At 70.8% G+C, this 15,955-nt stretch carries 14 protein-coding genes; 7 read left to right on the top strand and 7 right to left on the bottom strand.

From position 1 onward, the window contains the following. Both ACWEFB_RS35135 and ACWEFB_RS35130 read left to right on the top strand, forming a co-directional pair. A partial coding sequence (locus ACWEFB_RS35135) for a substrate-binding domain-containing protein (RefSeq protein WP_452292443.1) occupies nucleotides 1-213 on the top strand: 213 nt, incomplete at its 5' end. Nucleotides 214-312: 99 nt separating this feature from the next. Continuing rightward, the gene (locus tag ACWEFB_RS35130) at nucleotides 313-603 is read left to right on the top strand and encodes a DUF1540 domain-containing protein (RefSeq protein WP_363603190.1); all 291 of its coding nucleotides are present in this window, start codon (nucleotides 313-315) and stop codon (nucleotides 601-603) included. Here the strand turns inward: ACWEFB_RS35130 and ACWEFB_RS35125 are convergent. The 4 genes from ACWEFB_RS35125 to ACWEFB_RS35110 all read right to left on the bottom strand — a co-directional run bounded on the left by ACWEFB_RS35125 (nucleotide 590) and on the right by ACWEFB_RS35110 (nucleotide 6,501). Next, the gene (locus ACWEFB_RS35125; RefSeq protein WP_452292440.1) at nucleotides 590-1,186 is read right to left on the bottom strand and encodes a hypothetical protein; all 597 of its coding nucleotides are present in this window, start codon (nucleotides 1,184-1,186) and stop codon (nucleotides 590-592) included. The two genes, ACWEFB_RS35130 and ACWEFB_RS35125, sit on opposite strands and share 14 nt — an antisense overlap. Before the next feature lie 74 nt (nucleotides 1,187-1,260). Next, nucleotides 1,261-5,433: an ATP-dependent RNA helicase HrpA gene (gene hrpA / locus ACWEFB_RS35120; RefSeq protein ID WP_452292438.1), complete on the bottom strand. Its 4,173-nt coding sequence runs from the start codon at nucleotides 5,431-5,433 to the stop codon at nucleotides 1,261-1,263. Nucleotides 5,434-5,476: 43 nt separating this feature from the next. Next, a complete protein-coding gene (locus ACWEFB_RS35115) occupies nucleotides 5,477-6,049 on the bottom strand; it encodes a histidine phosphatase family protein (RefSeq protein ID WP_452292436.1) in 573 nt (190 codons plus the stop codon). Between the two features lie 89 nt (nucleotides 6,050-6,138). Continuing rightward, complete coding sequence (locus ACWEFB_RS35110) at nucleotides 6,139-6,501, bottom strand: YciI family protein (protein ID WP_452292434.1); 363 nt, start codon at nucleotides 6,499-6,501, stop codon at nucleotides 6,139-6,141. Nucleotides 6,502-6,616: 115 nt separating this feature from the next. Between ACWEFB_RS35110 and ACWEFB_RS35105 the strand changes: the two genes are divergently transcribed. The 5 genes from ACWEFB_RS35105 (at nucleotide 6,617) to ACWEFB_RS35085 (ending at nucleotide 11,645) form a co-directional block, all read left to right on the top strand. Beyond that, complete coding sequence (locus tag ACWEFB_RS35105) at nucleotides 6,617-7,663, top strand: FecCD family ABC transporter permease (protein WP_452292432.1); 1,047 nt, start codon at nucleotides 6,617-6,619, stop codon at nucleotides 7,661-7,663. Next, nucleotides 7,660-8,724: a FecCD family ABC transporter permease gene (locus ACWEFB_RS35100; RefSeq protein WP_452292430.1), complete on the top strand. Its 1,065-nt coding sequence runs from the start codon at nucleotides 7,660-7,662 to the stop codon at nucleotides 8,722-8,724. Before ACWEFB_RS35105 ends, ACWEFB_RS35100 begins: the two co-directional genes overlap by 4 nt. Next, nucleotides 8,724-9,536 (top strand): ABC transporter ATP-binding protein, encoded by an 813-nt coding sequence (locus tag ACWEFB_RS35095; protein ID WP_452292428.1) that lies wholly within the window; start codon nucleotides 8,724-8,726, stop codon nucleotides 9,534-9,536. The genes ACWEFB_RS35100 and ACWEFB_RS35095 overlap by 1 nt, the downstream gene beginning before the upstream one ends. 95 nt (nucleotides 9,537-9,631) lie before the next feature. Then, nucleotides 9,632-10,579 carry an ABC transporter substrate-binding protein gene (locus ACWEFB_RS35090; RefSeq protein ID WP_452292426.1) on the top strand — a complete coding sequence of 316 codons (948 nt, stop codon included), beginning with the start codon at nucleotides 9,632-9,634 and terminating at the stop codon, nucleotides 10,577-10,579. Between the two features lie 199 nt (nucleotides 10,580-10,778). Continuing rightward, entirely contained in the window at nucleotides 10,779-11,645 is an 867-nt protein-coding gene (locus ACWEFB_RS35085; RefSeq protein WP_452292424.1) for an endonuclease domain-containing protein, read from the top strand. Nucleotides 11,646-11,740: 95 nt separating this feature from the next. Here the strand turns inward: ACWEFB_RS35085 and ACWEFB_RS35080 are convergent, their stop codons facing one another. From ACWEFB_RS35080 to trmB, 3 genes are all read right to left on the bottom strand, one after another. Continuing rightward, complete coding sequence (locus ACWEFB_RS35080; RefSeq protein WP_326559660.1) at nucleotides 11,741-12,433, bottom strand: hypothetical protein; 693 nt, start codon at nucleotides 12,431-12,433, stop codon at nucleotides 11,741-11,743. A 162-nt stretch (nucleotides 12,434-12,595) separates the two neighbouring features. After that, complete coding sequence (locus tag ACWEFB_RS35075) at nucleotides 12,596-15,097, bottom strand: DEAD/DEAH box helicase (RefSeq protein ID WP_452292422.1); 2,502 nt, start codon at nucleotides 15,095-15,097, stop codon at nucleotides 12,596-12,598. 102 nt (nucleotides 15,098-15,199) lie between these two features. Next, entirely contained in the window at nucleotides 15,200-15,916 is a 717-nt protein-coding gene (gene trmB, locus ACWEFB_RS35070) for a tRNA (guanosine(46)-N7)-methyltransferase TrmB (RefSeq protein WP_452292420.1), read from the bottom strand. Nucleotides 15,917-15,955 lie beyond the last annotated feature (39 nt).

Genomic DNA, 15,955 nt, shown 5'->3' with positions numbered 1-15,955 from the left:
GACGACATGCCCATCGCCCGCGACGTCACCCCCACCCTCACCACCGTCCGCCTCCCCCTCGCCGACATGGGCGCCCGCGCCATGACCCTCGCCCTGCAACCACCGGAACCGAACCACGCCGAACAGATTCCGGCCGAACTCATCCGCCGGGAGACCACCGCCCCGCCGCCCCCGGCTGCTATTCAGGGCCTAAGGAAAGGCAAGCCTTATTAATAGGGGAGCCGGGAATACGTCGAGCCTTTGATTCGCCGAACCGGCTGCCTCGCGCAGTGGCCCGCTCTAGCGTGTGGGGAAATAGGGAGAGGAAAAGCCATGACCCAGATGTTGGAAATGCCGCGCGTACAGGACTGTTCGGTCAGCGACTGCGGCTACAACCACGACGGATGCCACGCCTTCGCCATCACGATCGGCCTCGGCAACTCCCAGTGCGACACGTTCATCGACAGCACGGACAAGGGCGGCACCGACGAGGCGAGCGCGCAGGTCGGCGCGTGCAAGCGGACCGAGTGCCGGCACAACCAGGGCCTCGAGTGTCACGCCTCGGCGATCACGGTCGCACCGGGACTCGACGCCGCCGACTGCCAGACCTTCACGATGGCCTGAGCCACGCCAAGCGACGCCGGCTGCCCGTACGGAGCCGGTAGAGCGCGGTCGCGTTACCCAGGCCGAGCAGGGTGAGCAGCCCGGCCGCCAGCCAGAACCCGGCGCCGGGTTCGTAGCTGAGGTACGGCGGGTAGCTGCCGTTCTCCCGTTCCATCCGGGACAGCACCAGCCACAGCCCGACCGACAGTCCGCCCGCCGTGACGAACGCGGCGACGGCCGTCACCAGCATCCGGGTGGCGGCCCGGCGCAACAGCCCGGCCAGCACACCCACCAGTACGCCGAACGCGGCCAGCCCGAAGGCGGGCTGTGCGGGCAGGAACCGAGCCTCGTCCGGGTCGGTCATGTGCACCTGGGCGCGGAGGATGTCCTGACCCCGCAGGTCGTACACGGTGTTGTCGGAGTCGATGAACACGACCCGGTACGCGCCCTTCGCGCCGGTGGTGAGGCCGACGCCGGACCATGCCTCGCTGAGACGGACGTTGTGATCCTCGTTCTCGACCGCCACCACCGCGAACGGTAGCGCGAACATCAACCCCACCAGCCCGAACAGCAGCGGGTCGAGTACCGCCCGGACCAGTGCCATCCGCGCCACCCCCCTGTGAACCAGGGTGTGGTCCCGACGTCTCCGTCCGATCGCGACCGGATCTCGATCCGCCGTCAGCGGCCCTCGGCCAGGTCCATCGCCCGGTAGATCCGCTGCTCCGAAACCGGGTACGGGGTGCCGAGCGCCTGGGCGAACACGTTCACCCGCAACTCCTCGATCAGCCACCGGATCTGCCGTACGGCGTCGTCGTTTCGGCGGGCCGGGGGCAGGTTGGCCAGCATCTGGTCGTACTCCTGCTGGACCTGGGTGATCCGGGCGAGCTGGTTGCGGTCGCGTACCGGGTCCTGTGGCAGCCGGTCGAGCCGCCGCTCGATCGCGGTGAGGTAGCGGGGCAGGTCGGCCAGGCGGGCGTACCCGGTCTCGGTGACGAAGCCCCGGTGCACCAGGGCGGAGAGCTGCGCCCGGATGTCGGCCAGTGCCGCCACCAGGGTCAGGCTCGTGGTGCGACCCAGGCGCTGCTCCACCGCGTACGCCGCACTCAACACCCGCTGGACCCGGCCGACCACCTCGACCACGGTGTCGACCAGGTCGGCGCGAACCTTGTCGCGCAGCGCGGCGAAGCCCTCGGCGTCCCAGGCCGGTCCGCCCGCGTCCGCGATCAGCTTGTCGATCGCCGCGCCGGACGCGTCGTCGAGCAGGTCCAGTACGTTGCGGTGCGGGTTGCGGCTCAGGGCCAGCTTCGCCTCGTTGCTCAGCCGCCCCTGGAGGAACTTCACCGGGGACGCGACGGTGAGCCGCAACAGCCGACGGGTGCCCGCCCACATCGCCTGCTGCGCCTCGGCCGCAGAGTCGAAGACCCGTACGCCGACGGTTTCGCCCTCGTCCACCAGCGCCGGATGGGCGGTCACCCGATAGCCGGCCCGGACCTGCTCGATCGTGCGGGGCAGGGTGCCGATGCTCCACTCCCGCAGACCGTGCCGTTCGAGTTCCGGTGCGGCGGCGGCGACGGTCTGGCGTACCTCGGTCTTGAGCTGCCGTTGCAGCGCGGTCAGGTCCCGGCCCTGCGCGACCGCCTTGTTCTCGTCGTCCAACACCCGGAAGTTGAGGCGCAGGTGCGCGGGCAGCTTCTCCAGGTCCCACGACTCCCGGGGGACGGTCACCCCGGTCATCCGGCGAAGCTCGCGGGTGAGCGCGTCGACCAGGGGCTCCGCTCCGGGTTTGATCGCGGCGAGCACGGCCCGCGCATAGTCGGGCACCGGGACGAAGTTACGGCGTACGGCCTTGGGCAGCGACCGGATCAGCGCGATCACCACCTCCTCCCGCAGCCCCGGCACCTGCCAGTCGAAGCTCTCCGCCGGCACCTGGTTGAGCATCGGCAGCGGAATGTCGACGGTGACCCCGTCGGCGTTCGTCCCCGGCTCGAACCGGTACGTCAGCGGCAGCGCCAGCCCGCCGGAGTGCCACTCGTCCGGGTAGTCCGCCTCCTCGACCCCGCCGCGACCGCTGTTGATCAGCATGTTCCGGTCGAAGGTGAGCAGCTCGGGCTGCTCCCGCCGGGTCCGCTTCCACCAGCTGTCGAAGTGCCGGCCGGAGACCACCTCGGCCGGAATGCGCTGCTGGTAGAAGTCGAACAGGGTCTCGTCGTCGACCAGGATGTCCCGCCGCCGGACCCGGTTCTCCAACTCCTCGACCTCGTCGAGCAACTCCCGGTTGGCGTGGAAGAACCGGTGCGGGGTCTGCCAGTCGCCCTCCACCAGGGCGTGCCGGATGAACAGTTCGCGGGACAGCTCCGGGTCGATCCGACCGAAGTTCACCTTGCGGTTGGTGACCAGCGGAATGCCGTACAGGGTGACCTTCTCCTGGGCCACCACCGCAGCCTGCTTCTTCTCCCAGTGCGGCTCGCTGTACGTGCGCTTCACCAGGTGCTGGGCCAGCGCCTCGACCCACTCCGGTTCCACCTTGGCCGCTACCCGACCCCAGAGCCGGGAGGTCTCCACGAGCTCCGCCGCCATCACCCAGAGCGGGGGACGGCGGGCCAGCGCGGAGCCGGGGAAGATGGCGAACTTGGCGCCCCGGGCGCCGAGATACTCGCTGCCGCGCCCGCCGCCGCCCGACCCGGCCGCCGCGCCCTTCGCCGAACCCTGGAGGTCCTTGACCCCGACGTGGGAGAGGAGCCCGGCCAGCAGCGACTGGTGGATCCGCCGGGGGTCGACGGTGACCTCGGTGCCGTCCCCGTCCGGCGCCGGCTCGACCTGACCCCGGGCCGCCGCGCCCGGTTCGGCGTCGCCCCGACCCCGGCGGTCGCGGCCCGGTCGCTGGCCGCGCGGGTTGCCGCCGTCGAGCGTACGGGTGACCTGGCGGAGCTGGCTGAAGATGTCCTGCCACTCGCGTACCCGAAGGTAGTTGAGGAACTCGGCCCGGCACATCCGGCGGAACGCGCTGGAGGACAGCTCCCGCTGCTGTTCGCGCAGGTACCGCCAGAGGTTGAGCAGGGTGATGAAGTCCGACTCCGGGTCGGCGAAGCGGGCGTGCGACTGGTCGGCCTGGGCCTGCTTCTCGACCGGCCGTTCCCGAGGGTCCTGGATGGAGAGCGCGGCGGCGATCACCATCACGTCCTCGGCGCAGCCGTTGGTCTCGCCCTCCAGCACCATCCTGGCCAACCGTGGGTCGACCGGGAGCTGGGCCAGCTTGCGACCGAGCGGGGTGAGCCGACGGTTCAGGTCGGTCTGGGCGGGGTCCAGTGCGCCCAACTCGTGCAGCAGGTTCACCCCGTCGGCGATGTTGCGCCGGTCCGGCGGGTCGATGAACGGGAACGCGGCGATGTCACCGAGCCCGATCGCGGTCATCTGGAGGATGACCGAGGCGAGGTTCGTCCGCAGGATCTCCGGCTCGGTGAACTCGGGCCGGCTGAGGAAGTCCGACTCGTCGTAGAGCCGGATACAGATCCCGTCCGAGGTACGACCACAGCGACCCTTGCGCTGGTTCGCCGACGCCTGTGACACCGCCTCGATCGGCAACCGCTGCACCTTGAGTCGGTGGCTGTAGCGGGAGATCCTGGCCGTACCGGGGTCGATCACGTACTTGATGCCGGGGACCGTCAGCGAGGTCTCGGCGACGTTGGTGGCGAGCACCACCCGGCGGTTCGAATGCGACTGGAAGACCCGGTGCTGCTCGGCGGTGGACAGCCGGGCGTAGAGCGGCAGGATCTCGGTGCCGCGCAGCCGGGGCTTGCCCTGGACCAGCCGGCTCAACGCGTCGGCGGTGTCCCGGATCTCCCGCTCACCGCTGAGGAAGACCAGGATGTCGCCCGGCCCCTCGGCGGCCAGCTCCTCGACCGCGTCCCCGATCGCCTGGACCTGGTCGCGTACGTTGTCGCCGTCCTCGGTCTCCTCGGTGACCTCGACCAGCGGCCGGTAACGGACCTCGACCGGGTACGTCCGACCGGACACCTCCACCACCGGCGGCCCGCCGCTGCCGTCCCCGTCCGCACTGCTGTCCCCATCCCCGCTACCTTCCCCGCTTCCGGTGCCGGCGGCGCCCGTCAGGCCGCCGAAGTGCCGGGCGAAGCGGTGCGGGTCGATGGTGGCGGAGGTGATGATCACCTTCAGGTCGGGTCGGCGGGGGAGGAGCTGCCGGAGGTAACCGAGGATGAAGTCGATGTTGAGGCTGCGCTCGTGTGCCTCGTCGATGATCAGCGTGTCGTACTGGTGCAGCATCCGGTCCTGCTGCAACTCGGCCAGCAGGATGCCGTCGGTCATCAGCTTGATCAGGCTCCGGTCGCTCACCTGGTCGGTGAAACGCACCTTGTAACCGACCGTGCCGCCCAGCTCGGTGCCGAGTTCCTCGGCGATCCGGTCGGCCACCGTGCGGGCCGCCAGCCGGCGCGGCTGGGTGTGCCCGATGAGCCCCTGTACGCCGCGCCCCAGCTCCAGGCAGATCTTCGGGATCTGGGTGGTCTTGCCGGAGCCGGTCTCGCCCGCGACGATCACCACCTGGTGGTCCCGGATCGCCGCCGCGATGTCCTCGCGCTTCTCGCTCACCGGCAGCCCGGCCGGATACGTGATCACCGGTACGGCGGCCCGCCGCCGGGCCAGCCGCTCCTGCGCCCCGGCCAGCTCCGCGACGAGTTCCTCGCCGGCCAGCTCCCGCTTGAGCGGGTCCCGGATCCGGCGTACGCCGTCCAGCCGGCGCTGGAGCCGGCGTTGGTCGCGGAAGATCAGTTCGGGCAGGCTGGCCTGCACCTCGCGGATCGGGTCGGGCAGCGCGCGGGCGGATGGTGTCTGCATGTCGCTGCCAAGGATAGGCAGCGTCGCCGACGAGTGCTCCTGGTTATCCCCCGTCGTCCGCCCGCTGTCCCGCCCAGCCCGACGGCAGCGCGTACGCCCAGCCTTCCGGGCGGTGCTCCGGCGCCGCCACCGGGTCCGTCAACGGCCGCCCGTTGATCAGGTGTTCCAGGGCCCACCGGTTCGTCGGATGGGCCACCACCAGCACCCGGCGGCCGTCCCAGGCGCCGGCCAGGTCGCGCAGGAAGCCGTACGCCTGGTCGACCACCTGCCGGAAGCCCTGCCCGTTGGGGAACGGCTGGTCGAGGTGCTCGGCCTGCCGGGACAGCACCTCGGTCAGCGGCGCCCCGTTGAGGTCGCCGAAATCACACTCGCGCAGCCGGGTGTCCCGGTGCACCGGGATCCGGACGCCGAGGAACGCCAGCTCGACGGTGGCCACCGCCCGATCGAGGTCGGAACAGAAGATCACATTGAGCCTGTCGCCCCGGCGGCGTTCGCCGAGCTGCCTGGCCCACCGCCGCCCGTCCGCGGACAGCTCACCGGGCAGCCAACCGGTCGCCCGTCCGGCCTCGTCGTCGGTGGTCATCGCGTGCGTCTCGAAGATGATGTCGACCCCCATGCCGCCAGCCTGCCGGACCGACCGCACCGGCATCCGGTAAGTCGGGCATCGGCGCCCGAGAGACGGCACCGTCAACGGTCGGCGTCGGGTCAGGTCGGCGACGGACCGGGATCGAGCAGCGAGGACGGCAACGGCACGTTGGCGAACCTCACGTTGCCCGGCGGCGTACCCCAGATGAGCACCTCGACCGAGAGCTGACCGGCGCGTACGGCCGGGTCGTTGTCGTAGAGCCGCCCGGCCAGCTCCGGCTCGCCCACGAACACGCACAGCTCACCGGCGTCCGTACCGTCGGGCCCCACCAGCGGGCCGGCGGCGATCACGTGCCCCTGCCCGACCAGCCCCTCCTGGTGGGCCCGGTGGGCGTCCCACAGCCGGAGCAGCGCCGCCGCGGGCAGCTCCGGCGGAGCCGTCGGGCGACGTACCAGGACCACCGTGTGGTGCTCGAAGTGCATGCCTCCAGGCTAGGGCGCGCGGGGCGGCCGACGGTGAGATCGGTCATCTCTTACTAGGCCGGGGACCGGCGAGATCCTAAGGTAAGCCGATCCTAAGCAGGGGAGGTGAGAGCGGGTGCATGACGTCGCGGAACGACCGCGGGTGGCGGCGACGCCGACCCGTCGGTCCGGCCTGAGCCGGATCACGGTCGTCCTCGGAGCGCTGATCCTGCTCGGCCTGCTGGTCCTGGCGAGCCTGGCGCTGGGCAGCAAGCCGCTCGCGCCGGCCGAGGTCTGGCACGCGCTGGTCGCCCCGGACGGGGGAGAGGCCAGCAGCATCGTGCACGACCTGCGCATCCCCCGTACGGTGCTCGGGCTGGCCGTCGGCGTGGCCCTCGCCGTCGCCGGGGTGCTGCTCCAGGCACTCACCCGCAACCCGCTCGCCGAGCCGCGCATCCTCGGCATCAGCGCGGGTGCGTCGCTCGGCGTGGTCACCGCCATCTCCGTGTTCGGCGTCGGCACCCTCAACGGGTACGTCTGGTTCGGCATCGTCGGGGCGCTCCTCGCCGGGCTGCTCGTCTTCGGCGTCGCCAGCCGTACCCGCGACGGTGCGAACCCGGTCACGCTCGCCCTGGTCGGCGCCGCCCTCGACGCCAGCCTCGGGGCGGTCACCATCGGCCTGCTCACCGTCGACGCCCGTACCTTCGAGGAGTACCGGTTCTGGGTCGTCGGCGGGCTCGGCGGTCGCGGGGTCGACGTCGCCGCCCAGGTCGCCCCGTTTGTCATCGCCGGCCTGCTGCTCGCCGCGATGGTCACCCGAGGGCTGGACGCACTCGCCCTCGGCGACGACGTCGCCCGTGGCCTGGGCAACCGGGTCGGACTGATCCGGATCGGCGGCGGAGCCGCGGCGGTGCTGCTCACCGGCGCCGGAGTTGCCGCCGCCGGGCCGATCGCCTTCGTCGGCCTCGCCGTGCCGCACCTTGCCCGCGCGCTGGTCGGCGCCGACCAGCGCTGGACCCTCGCCGTCTCGGTGCTGCTCGGCCCGGCACTGCTGCTCGCCGCCGACATCATCGGCCGGCTGATCGCCCCGCCCGGTGAGGTGCCCGCCGGCATCGTCACCGCCCTGATCGGCGCTCCGCTGCTCGCCCTGCTGGTCCGCCGGGCCCGGGTGGTGACCGCGTGAGCGCCTCCACCGAACTGCTGCCCGGCCGTTCCCTGCTGCGCCTCGGGCGGATCAACGTGCTCGTCCGGCGCCGGTCGATCCTGGTCGCGGTGGTGCTCGTACTCCTGCTCGCCGGGGCCATGGTGCTGAGCCTCTCGCTCGGCACGCCGTACGTCGCACCGGTCGACGTACTGCACTCGCTGGGCAACCTCGGCGACCCGAACGGCACCGGCACCCCGTACGACGTGGTCGTGAACCGGCTCAGGCTGCCCCGGGTGGTGCTCGCGGTGGCCGTCGGCGCGGCCTTCGGCATCGCCGGCACCCTGATCCAGAGCGTCGCCCGCAACCCGCTCGCCAGCCCCGACATCATCGGCATCACCCAGGGCGCCGGCCTGGTCGCCACCATCGCGCTGACCACCGGCGCCTCCGCCGCGATCCTCGCCCCGAGCGCGCTCGCCGGTGGCCTGATCGCAGCCGCGGCGGTGTTCGCCCTCGGCGCCCGGCACGGCCTGGCCGCCCAGCGTTTTGTCCTGGCCGGGGTCGCGGTCGCGATGGCGCTGCGCGCCGTCACCGAGGTCGTCATGATCTCCGCCGACCCGATCGACGGGCAACGGGCCCAGATCTGGCTCGTCGGCACCCTCGCCGGCAAGGGCTGGACCGAGGCGACCTGGATCGCGGTCACCCTCGTCCTGCTGCTGCCGGTGCTGTTCTGGGCCGGGTGGGCGCTGCACACCAGCGCGCTCGACGACGACACCGCACGGGGACTCGGGCTGCGCCCGACCGCCCGGCGGGTCGGCCTGGCCGGCGTCGGCGTACTCGTCGCCGCGATGGTCACCGCACAGGTCGGCGCGGTCGACTTCGTCGCCCTCGTCGCACCCCAGGTGGCCCGGCGGCTGGCCCGCACCGAACGGCCCCCACTGGTCTGCGCCGCGCTGGTCGGGGCCCTGCTGGTGGTGCTCGCCGACCTCGCCGGGCGGCGCCTGTTCGCGCCGACGCAACTGCCCGCCGGCGTACTCACCGCGGCCATCGGCGGGCCGTACCTGCTGTTCCTGCTCGTGCGCGGACGCCGGAGGAATTCGTGATGCTGTCCACCCGTGAACTCGTTGCCGGCTACGACGAGCGGACCGTGCTCGACCGGCTCGACCTCGACCTGCCGGCCGGCGCCTTCACCGTCATCGTCGGCCCCAACGCCTGCGGCAAGTCCACCCTGCTGCGCACCATGGCCCGGCTGCTCACCCCGCGCGCCGGCACCGTCCTGCTGGACGGCACGGCCATCCGGGAACTGCCCACCCGCGAGGTGGCCCGGCGGCTCGGCGTACTGCCGCAGAGCCCGCTGGTCCCCGAGGGGGTGACCGTCGCCGACCTGGTCGGACGGGGCAGGCAACCGCACCAGAGCTGGTGGCGGCAGTGGTCACCGCAGGACGCCGAGGCCGTACGCGAGGCGATGACGCTCGCCGCCGTCGACACGCTGGCCGACCGCGCGGTGGACACCCTCTCCGGTGGTCAGCGGCAGCGGGTCTGGATCGCGATGACCCTGGCCCAGCAGACCGACGCGCTCCTGCTCGACGAGCCGACCACCTTCCTCGACCTGGCGCACCAGGTGGAGATCCTGGACCTGCTGCACCGCCTGCGGGCCGAGCGCGGCCGGACCGTGGTCGCCGTCCTGCACGACCTCAACCAGGCGGCCAGGTACGCCGACCACCTGGTCGCCATGCGCGCGGGTGAGGTTGTCGCCGCCGGACCACCCCGGGACATCCTCACCGCCGACCTGGTCCGGGACGTCTTCGGGCTCGAATGTGTCGTCGTGCCCTGCCCGGTGAGCGGCGCGCCGCTGGTCGTACCGGCGCTCACCACCCCGTCACCGGCGAGTACGGCAACCGCCGTGCCCGCCTGACCCGCCCGAACGGGTACGGCCGAACGCCGTACCCGGTCACGAGAGGGATGCGGCGACCCGCCGTACCCGTCGAAGTTGAACCGAAAGGAACACCCATGCGCCGTCCCGCCGCCACCCTTGCCGCGGTCGTCGCCCTCGGTGTCGGCCTGACCGGATGCGCCAAGAGCGACCCGGTGGCCGGCGCGACCGAGGCGCAGACGCACCAGGTTGTGCACGCGATGGGCACCACCGAGGTCCCGGTCCACCCCCAGCGGGTCGTGGTGCTCGACAGCGACAAGATCGACAGTGCGCTGTCGCTCGGCATCGTCCCGGTCGGCACCACCATCGCCAGTGAGTCCGACGGGCTGCCCACCTACCTCGGTGACAAGGTCGCCTCGATCAAGCTCGTCGGCCTGACCACCGAGCCCGACCTCGAAGCGATCACCGCCCTGAAGCCCGACCTGATCATGGGCAGCAAGTTCCGCCAGGAGAAGTTCTACGACGAGTTGAGCGCGATCGCACCGACCGTCTTCACCGACAAGGTCGGCATCACCTGGAAGGCGAACTTCCTCCTCGACGGTCAGGCGCTCGGCAAGGAGCAGGAAGCCAAGGACCTGATGGCCGGCTACGAGAAGCGGGCCAAGGAGGTCGGCACCAAGATCGGCGATCCGGCCGCGAAGAAGATCTCCATCGTCCGGTTCCGGGCCACCGAGATCCGGGTGTACGGACCCGACTCCTTCTCCGGCATCGTCCTCGGTGACGTCGGCCTCGGCCGTACCGAGCGGCAGTTGCTGGCGAACAAGGAGGACAAGCGGTTCGACTCGGTCAGCCCCGAGCGGATCAGCGAGGTCGACGGCGACGTCATCTTCGTCTGCGCGTTCGGTGAGAAGGCCGTCGTGCGGCAGACCGAGGTGACCGGCGGCAACCTGTGGCGCAACCTCTCCGCGGTGAAGGCGGGCAAGGCGTACACCGTCTCCGACGAGACCTGGATGACCGGCATCGGCGTCACCGCCGCCGGCAAGATCCTCGACGACCTGCAAAAGTACCTCCTCCCCACCGCCTGACCCCCCCGCGCGCTCCGCGCGCCCCACCCCCCAAGATCCGCCCTCTTGTAGAGAAAGAGTGGTTATCCCGCCCCGGATAGCCACTCTTTCTCTACAAGAGTGGGCCCCTGGTTGGGGTTATCCACAGGGGGTGGTGGGGAGGGGGTGGGTGGGGGAGGGTGGGGGGATGGGTCGAATGCCTCGGCGTCCTCGGGAACTGGTGGGACAGGTTTTCTATGGGCGGGACGCTGTTAGTCAGGGACTACTGACGAAGAACGAGTTGCGCAGTGGTGCTTGGCGTCAACTGCTGCGCAATGTGTACGCCGATTCCAGGATGGAGATTTCGCACCGTACGCGTTGTCGGGCGGCTGCCTACTGGCTCTTCCCGCCCGGTTGCCTGCTTGCCGGCCGCTCTGCGGCGGTGCTTTACGGCGGGGTTTCCCCGGCCGCTGACACGCCGGTCGAGGTGCTTGTTCGGCCCGAGTCGCGGTTCGGGCCGATGCAGGAAATGCGCATCCATGTCGCGTCCTGGGACGAGCGGGAAGCCCACCGGATAGACGGAATTGCGGTCACCGGCATCGAGCGGACCTGTTGGGATGTTGCCTGCTGGGCGGAGACGGTCGAGGCGGTTGTCGTCCTCGATTCGCTGGTCGCGGCCGGCGCGGTCACCGTCGAGCGGCTGCGCGACTATGCGTTGGCGCACGCCGGTGACAGGGGATGGCGCAAGTTGAGCCGAGCGGCGGACCTCGTGGACGGCGGCGCCGAGTCGCCACAGGAGAGCCGGCTACGGGTCCGCCTCGTGCTGGCCGGACTGCCCGCACCGATCACCCAGTACGTGATCGCCCGGGCCGGACAGTTCATCGCCCGTGTTGATCTCGCCTGGCCGGATCGCAAGGTGGCCGTGGAGTACGACGGCCTGTGGCACGACGACCCTTCCCAGTTCCACCGTGATCGACAGCGCCTCAACCAACTCGGACGTGACGGCTGGATCGTCATCCACGTGAGCGCCAAGCGCCTCCGCGAGGACTTCGAGTCCATCGTCACCGAGATCCGTACCGCACTCGCCGCCCGCCGCCTCGATGGGTGAACCGGCAGATGTAGAGAAAGAGTGGCTATCCGGGGCGGGACAGCCACTCTTTCTCTACCCGAGTGATGATTTTGGTGGTGGTGCGGGAGCGAGGGTCAGGCGGCGGTGGACCAGATGGCGCTGAAGGCGGCGGCCTCGCCGGCGAGCCAGCTTTCGACCTGTTCGGCCCGGACGGAGGGGCTGCGGCGGTGGGTGACGCCCCGGCGGACGTCGACCAGCACCGGCTCGGCGTGCGGGAGCACCTGGTCCATGTGTCGGGCCATCAGGTGCAGGCTGGCCAGCACCAGTTCGTCGCTCGGCGGCGCCTCGTCGAAGTGCAACCGCACCGCCTCGGCGTGGCCGTCCGCGAACCGTAGCCCGAGGTGTGGGTTGATCTTGACGGGTAGCCCGCCGAGCAGGCCGAGCGCGTCGTGGGTCTGGGCCAGTTCGACCGACCGTGGGTCGCCGAGCGAGTTGAGGTACGCCAGCGTGCCCGGGACCAGCGCCTGGTAGAGCGGGCGCCAGCGCGGCTTGACCAGGTCGGGGACCTGGTTGATGTGGGTGCCGCCGGTGTGGAACGCCAGGTCGGACTTGAGGGCCTTGACGAACTGGCCGTGGGGGTTGAAGCCGGAGCGGCTGGCCCGCTGCTTGCGCAGCCCGCCGACGAAGTTCGCCTTCGCCGGGCCGGTGCGGTCGACGTAGCGGGAGAAGGCGAGCAGGGTCGCGTAGGGAAGAACGGGAGCGGCGGGCTGGGTGGCGGCGGCGGGCGCGGTGGTTGCGGTTGGTGCACTGGAGGCGGGCGCAGTCACGGCAGTCCTCCCAGGTCAGGTGCCGGATTAGTACACCCATTCTAATTGATCGGGGCCGTTCCGCCCAGCCGAAAACGGCCGTACCGGACAGCGAATATTGCTGTCTGGTACGGCCGAGATTCCGCACCGTGAGGGCGGTCCGGCGCGGGTCCGGGCGGGCGGCTAGAGCTGGCCGACCTCGGTCACCCGGACCACCGCCGCGCCGGCCTCGTCGGACGCGGCCAGGTCGACCTCCGCGCTGATACCCCAGTCGTGGTCGCCGTTCGGGTCGTCGAAGATCTGCCGGACCGTCCACTTGTCCCGCTGCTGGTCGAGCAGGAGCAACGCCGGACCGCGCGCGGCCGGACCGGTGCCGATCTCGTCGTACGCCTCGAAGTAGGGCTCCAGCGCGTCGGCCCAGTCGTCCCCGGTCCAACCCGCCTCGTTGTCCAACTCGCCCAGCTCGTCGTAGCGGCGCAGGGCGGCCAGTTCGACCCGGCGGAACATCGCGTTGCGTACCAGCACCCGGAACGCGCGCAGGTTGCCGGTGACGGCCGGCGGGCGCAGGTCGACCACCGCCTCCACGCCCTCCTCGGTCGGGTTGCGCAGCCGTTCCCACTCGTCGATCAGGCTGGAGTCGACCTGGCGGACCAGCTCACCCAGCCACTCGATGAGGTCGATCAGCTCCTCGGTCTTGGCGTCCTCGGGCACGGTCTGCTTGACCGCCTTGTACGCGTCGGCCAGGTAGCGCAGTACCAGTCCCTCGGAGCGGGACAGCCCGTAGAAGGCGACGTACTCGACGAAGGTCATCGCGCGCTCGTACATGTCCCGGACCACGGACTTCGGGGCCAGCTCGTGGTCGGCGACCCACGGGTGGCCCTGCCGGTACATCTCGTACGCGGCGTCGAGCAGCTCGGCCAGCGGTTTCGGATGGGTGACCTCGTTGAGCAGCTCCATCCGGGCCTCGTACTCGATCCCGTCGGCCTTCATCTGCTGGACCGCCTCGCCGCGCGCCTTGAACTGCTGCGCGGAGAGGATCTGGCGCGGGTCGTCCAGGGTCGCCTCGATGACCGACAGGGCGTCGAGCGGGTACGTCGGCGACTCGGTGTCCAGCAGCTCGATCGCGGCCAGCGCGAACGGCGAGAGCGGCTGGTTGAGCGCGAAGTCGAACTGCAGGTCGACGGTGAGGCGTACCCGGCGACCGGACGCGTCCGGCTCGTCGAGCTGCTCGACCACCCCACCGGCGAGCAGCGCCCGGTAGATCGCGATCGCCCGGTGGATGTGCTTGCGCTGGGCGGCCTTGTCCTCGTGGTTGTCGGTGAGCAGGTGCCGCATCGCGGCGAACGCGTCGCCCGGCCGGCTGATCACGTTGAGCAGCATCGAGTGGCTGACGTGGAAGCTGGAGGTGAGGGTCTCCGGCTCGGCGTCGATCAGCCGCTCGTACGTCGGCTGGCCCCACCCGATCGAGCCCTCCGGCGGCTTCTTCCGGACCACCTTGCGCCGCTTCTTCGGATCGTCGCCCGCCTTGGCGAGGGCCTTCTCGTTCTCGATCACGTGCTCGGGGGCCTGCACCACCACCCGACCCATGGTGTCGAAACCGGCCCGTCCGGCCCGCCCGGCGATCTGGTGGAACTCGCGCGCCTTGAGCAGCCTGGTCCGTACGCCGTCGTACTTCGACAGGGCGGTGAACAGCACGGTCCGGATCGGCACGTTGATGCCGACGCCGAGGGTGTCCGTACCGCAGATGACCTTGAGGAGTCCGGCCTGGGCCAGGGTCTCCACCAGCCGGCGGTACTTCGGCAGCATGCCCGCGTGATGTACGCCGATCCCGTGCCTGACCAGCCGGGACAGCGTACGGCCGAAGCCGGCGGTGAACCGGAAGTTGCCGATCGCCTCGGCGATGGCGTCCTTCTCGGCCCGGGTGGAGATGTTGATGCTCATCAGCGCCTGGGCCCGTTCCAGGGCCGCCGCCTGGGTGAAGTGCACGACGTAGACCGGCGCCTGGTGGGTGGTGAGCAGCTCCTCGAGCGTCTCGTGCATCGGCGTGGTGACGTACGAGAACAGCAGCGGCACCGGCCGCTCGGCGTTCTTGACCACGGCGGTGTCCCGCCCGGTACGCCGGCTCAGGTCGTCGGTGAACCGGCTGACATCGCCCAGCGTGGCCGACATCAGCACGAACTGCGCCTGGGGCAGCTCGATCAGCGGCACCTGCCAGGCCCAGCCCCGGTCCGGCTCGGCGTAGAAGTGGAACTCGTCCATGATCACCAAGCCGACGTCGGCCTGGTCGCCGTCGCGCAGGGCGATGTTGGCCAGGATCTCCGCGGTGCAGCAGATGATCGGGGCGTCCTCGTTCACGCTGGCGTCGCCGGTGAGCATGCCGACGTTCTCCGCGCCGAAGACGTCGCAGAGCGCGAAGAACTTCTCCGACACCAGCGCCTTGATCGGGGCGGTGTAGAAGCTGACCCGGTCGCCGGCGAGCGCGGCGAAATGGGCACCGGTCGCCACCAGGCTCTTACCGGAGCCGGTCGGGGTGCTCAGGATGACGTTGGCGCCCGAGACGATCTCGATCAGCGCCTCTTCCTGGTGGGGGTAGAGGGTGAGCCCCTGATCCTTGGCCCAGTTGGCGAAGGCGTCGAAGAGCAGGTCTGGGTCGGGGCTGCCCGGCAGCTGATCGGTGAGCGTCATGGCCGGTCAATCGTGCCTGGATCACCCCGCCAACGCCAATCCGCCTCCTGTCCACCCTCTGGATGCTCAACGGCGGGATCGGCGGCGGGTGCGGCGGCGGGCTCAGCGGCGGTGGAAGATCAGGTCCGAGATGGGGCGGCCGGCGGCCAGGGCGCGCCGCTCGAACTTGGTCACCGGTCGGTGCTCCGGCCGGGGCGCGTACCCGGCGTACGCGTTGACCAGGGCGGGGTCGTCGGTGAGCGTCTGGCGCATCTGCTGGGCGTACTCGGGCCAGTCGGTGGCGCAGTGCAGGGTCCCGCCGGGCACCAGCCGGGAGCCCAGCAGCCCGACGTGGGCGGGCTGGATCAGCCGGCGCTTGTGGTGCCGGGCCTTGGGCCACGGGTCGGGGAAGAACACGTGGATCGCGTCCAGGCTCGCCTCGGGCAGGCAGTGCAGCAGCTCGATCGCGTCGCCCCGGGCGACACGTACGTTGGTCAGCGCGCGGCGTTCGGTGACCGCCATCAGGTTGGCAATTCCCGGCGTGTGCACCTCGACCGCGAGATAGTCTCGGCCAGAGTCGGCGGCGGCCATCGCCACGGTGGCGTCGCCCATTCCGGAGCCGATCTCCAGCACCACCGGGGCCCGGCGACCGAAGAGGGTGGACAGATCCACCTGCACCTCGGGTGGGTCCGGGACCATCAGGCCGTAACTGGGCCAGAGCCGGTCCAGTGCGTCGAGGTGCCGCCCGCTGAGGCGACCCCGGCGGGGATGGAAGGTGCGGATCCCGGCGCCATGCCGTGCGGGCACGGTATCGCTCCGGGAGTGGTCGGTGGAGGTCACAGGAACGTGAGCCTACGCGATCAGCGAGATCGAACGCGT

Source organism: Micromonospora sp. NPDC004704, from assembly GCF_053601675.1.
Note: the sequence above shows the minus strand (reverse complement) of the source record. Positions and strands in the feature narration are given on the sequence as shown.

Bases quoted from the DNA above. Each gene is read 5' to 3' on its own strand.
- ACWEFB_RS35130 (WP_363603190.1), top strand. From the start codon at position 313: ATGACCCAGATGTTGGAAATGCCGCGCGTACAGGACTGTTCGGTCAGC.
- ACWEFB_RS35125 (WP_452292440.1), bottom strand. From the start codon at position 1,186: ATGGCACTGGTCCGGGCGGTACTCGACCCGCTGCTGTTCGGGCTGGTG.
- hrpA (WP_452292438.1), bottom strand. From the start codon at position 5,433: ATGCAGACACCATCCGCCCGCGCGCTGCCCGACCCGATCCGCGAGGTG.
- ACWEFB_RS35115 (WP_452292436.1), bottom strand. From the start codon at position 6,049: ATGGGGGTCGACATCATCTTCGAGACGCACGCGATGACCACCGACGAC.
- ACWEFB_RS35110 (WP_452292434.1), bottom strand. From the start codon at position 6,501: ATGCACTTCGAGCACCACACGGTGGTCCTGGTACGTCGCCCGACGGCT.
- ACWEFB_RS35095 (WP_452292428.1), top strand. From the start codon at position 8,724: ATGCTGTCCACCCGTGAACTCGTTGCCGGCTACGACGAGCGGACCGTG.
- ACWEFB_RS35090 (WP_452292426.1), top strand. From the start codon at position 9,632: ATGCGCCGTCCCGCCGCCACCCTTGCCGCGGTCGTCGCCCTCGGTGTC.
- ACWEFB_RS35075 (WP_452292422.1), bottom strand. From the start codon at position 15,097: ATGACGCTCACCGATCAGCTGCCGGGCAGCCCCGACCCAGACCTGCTC.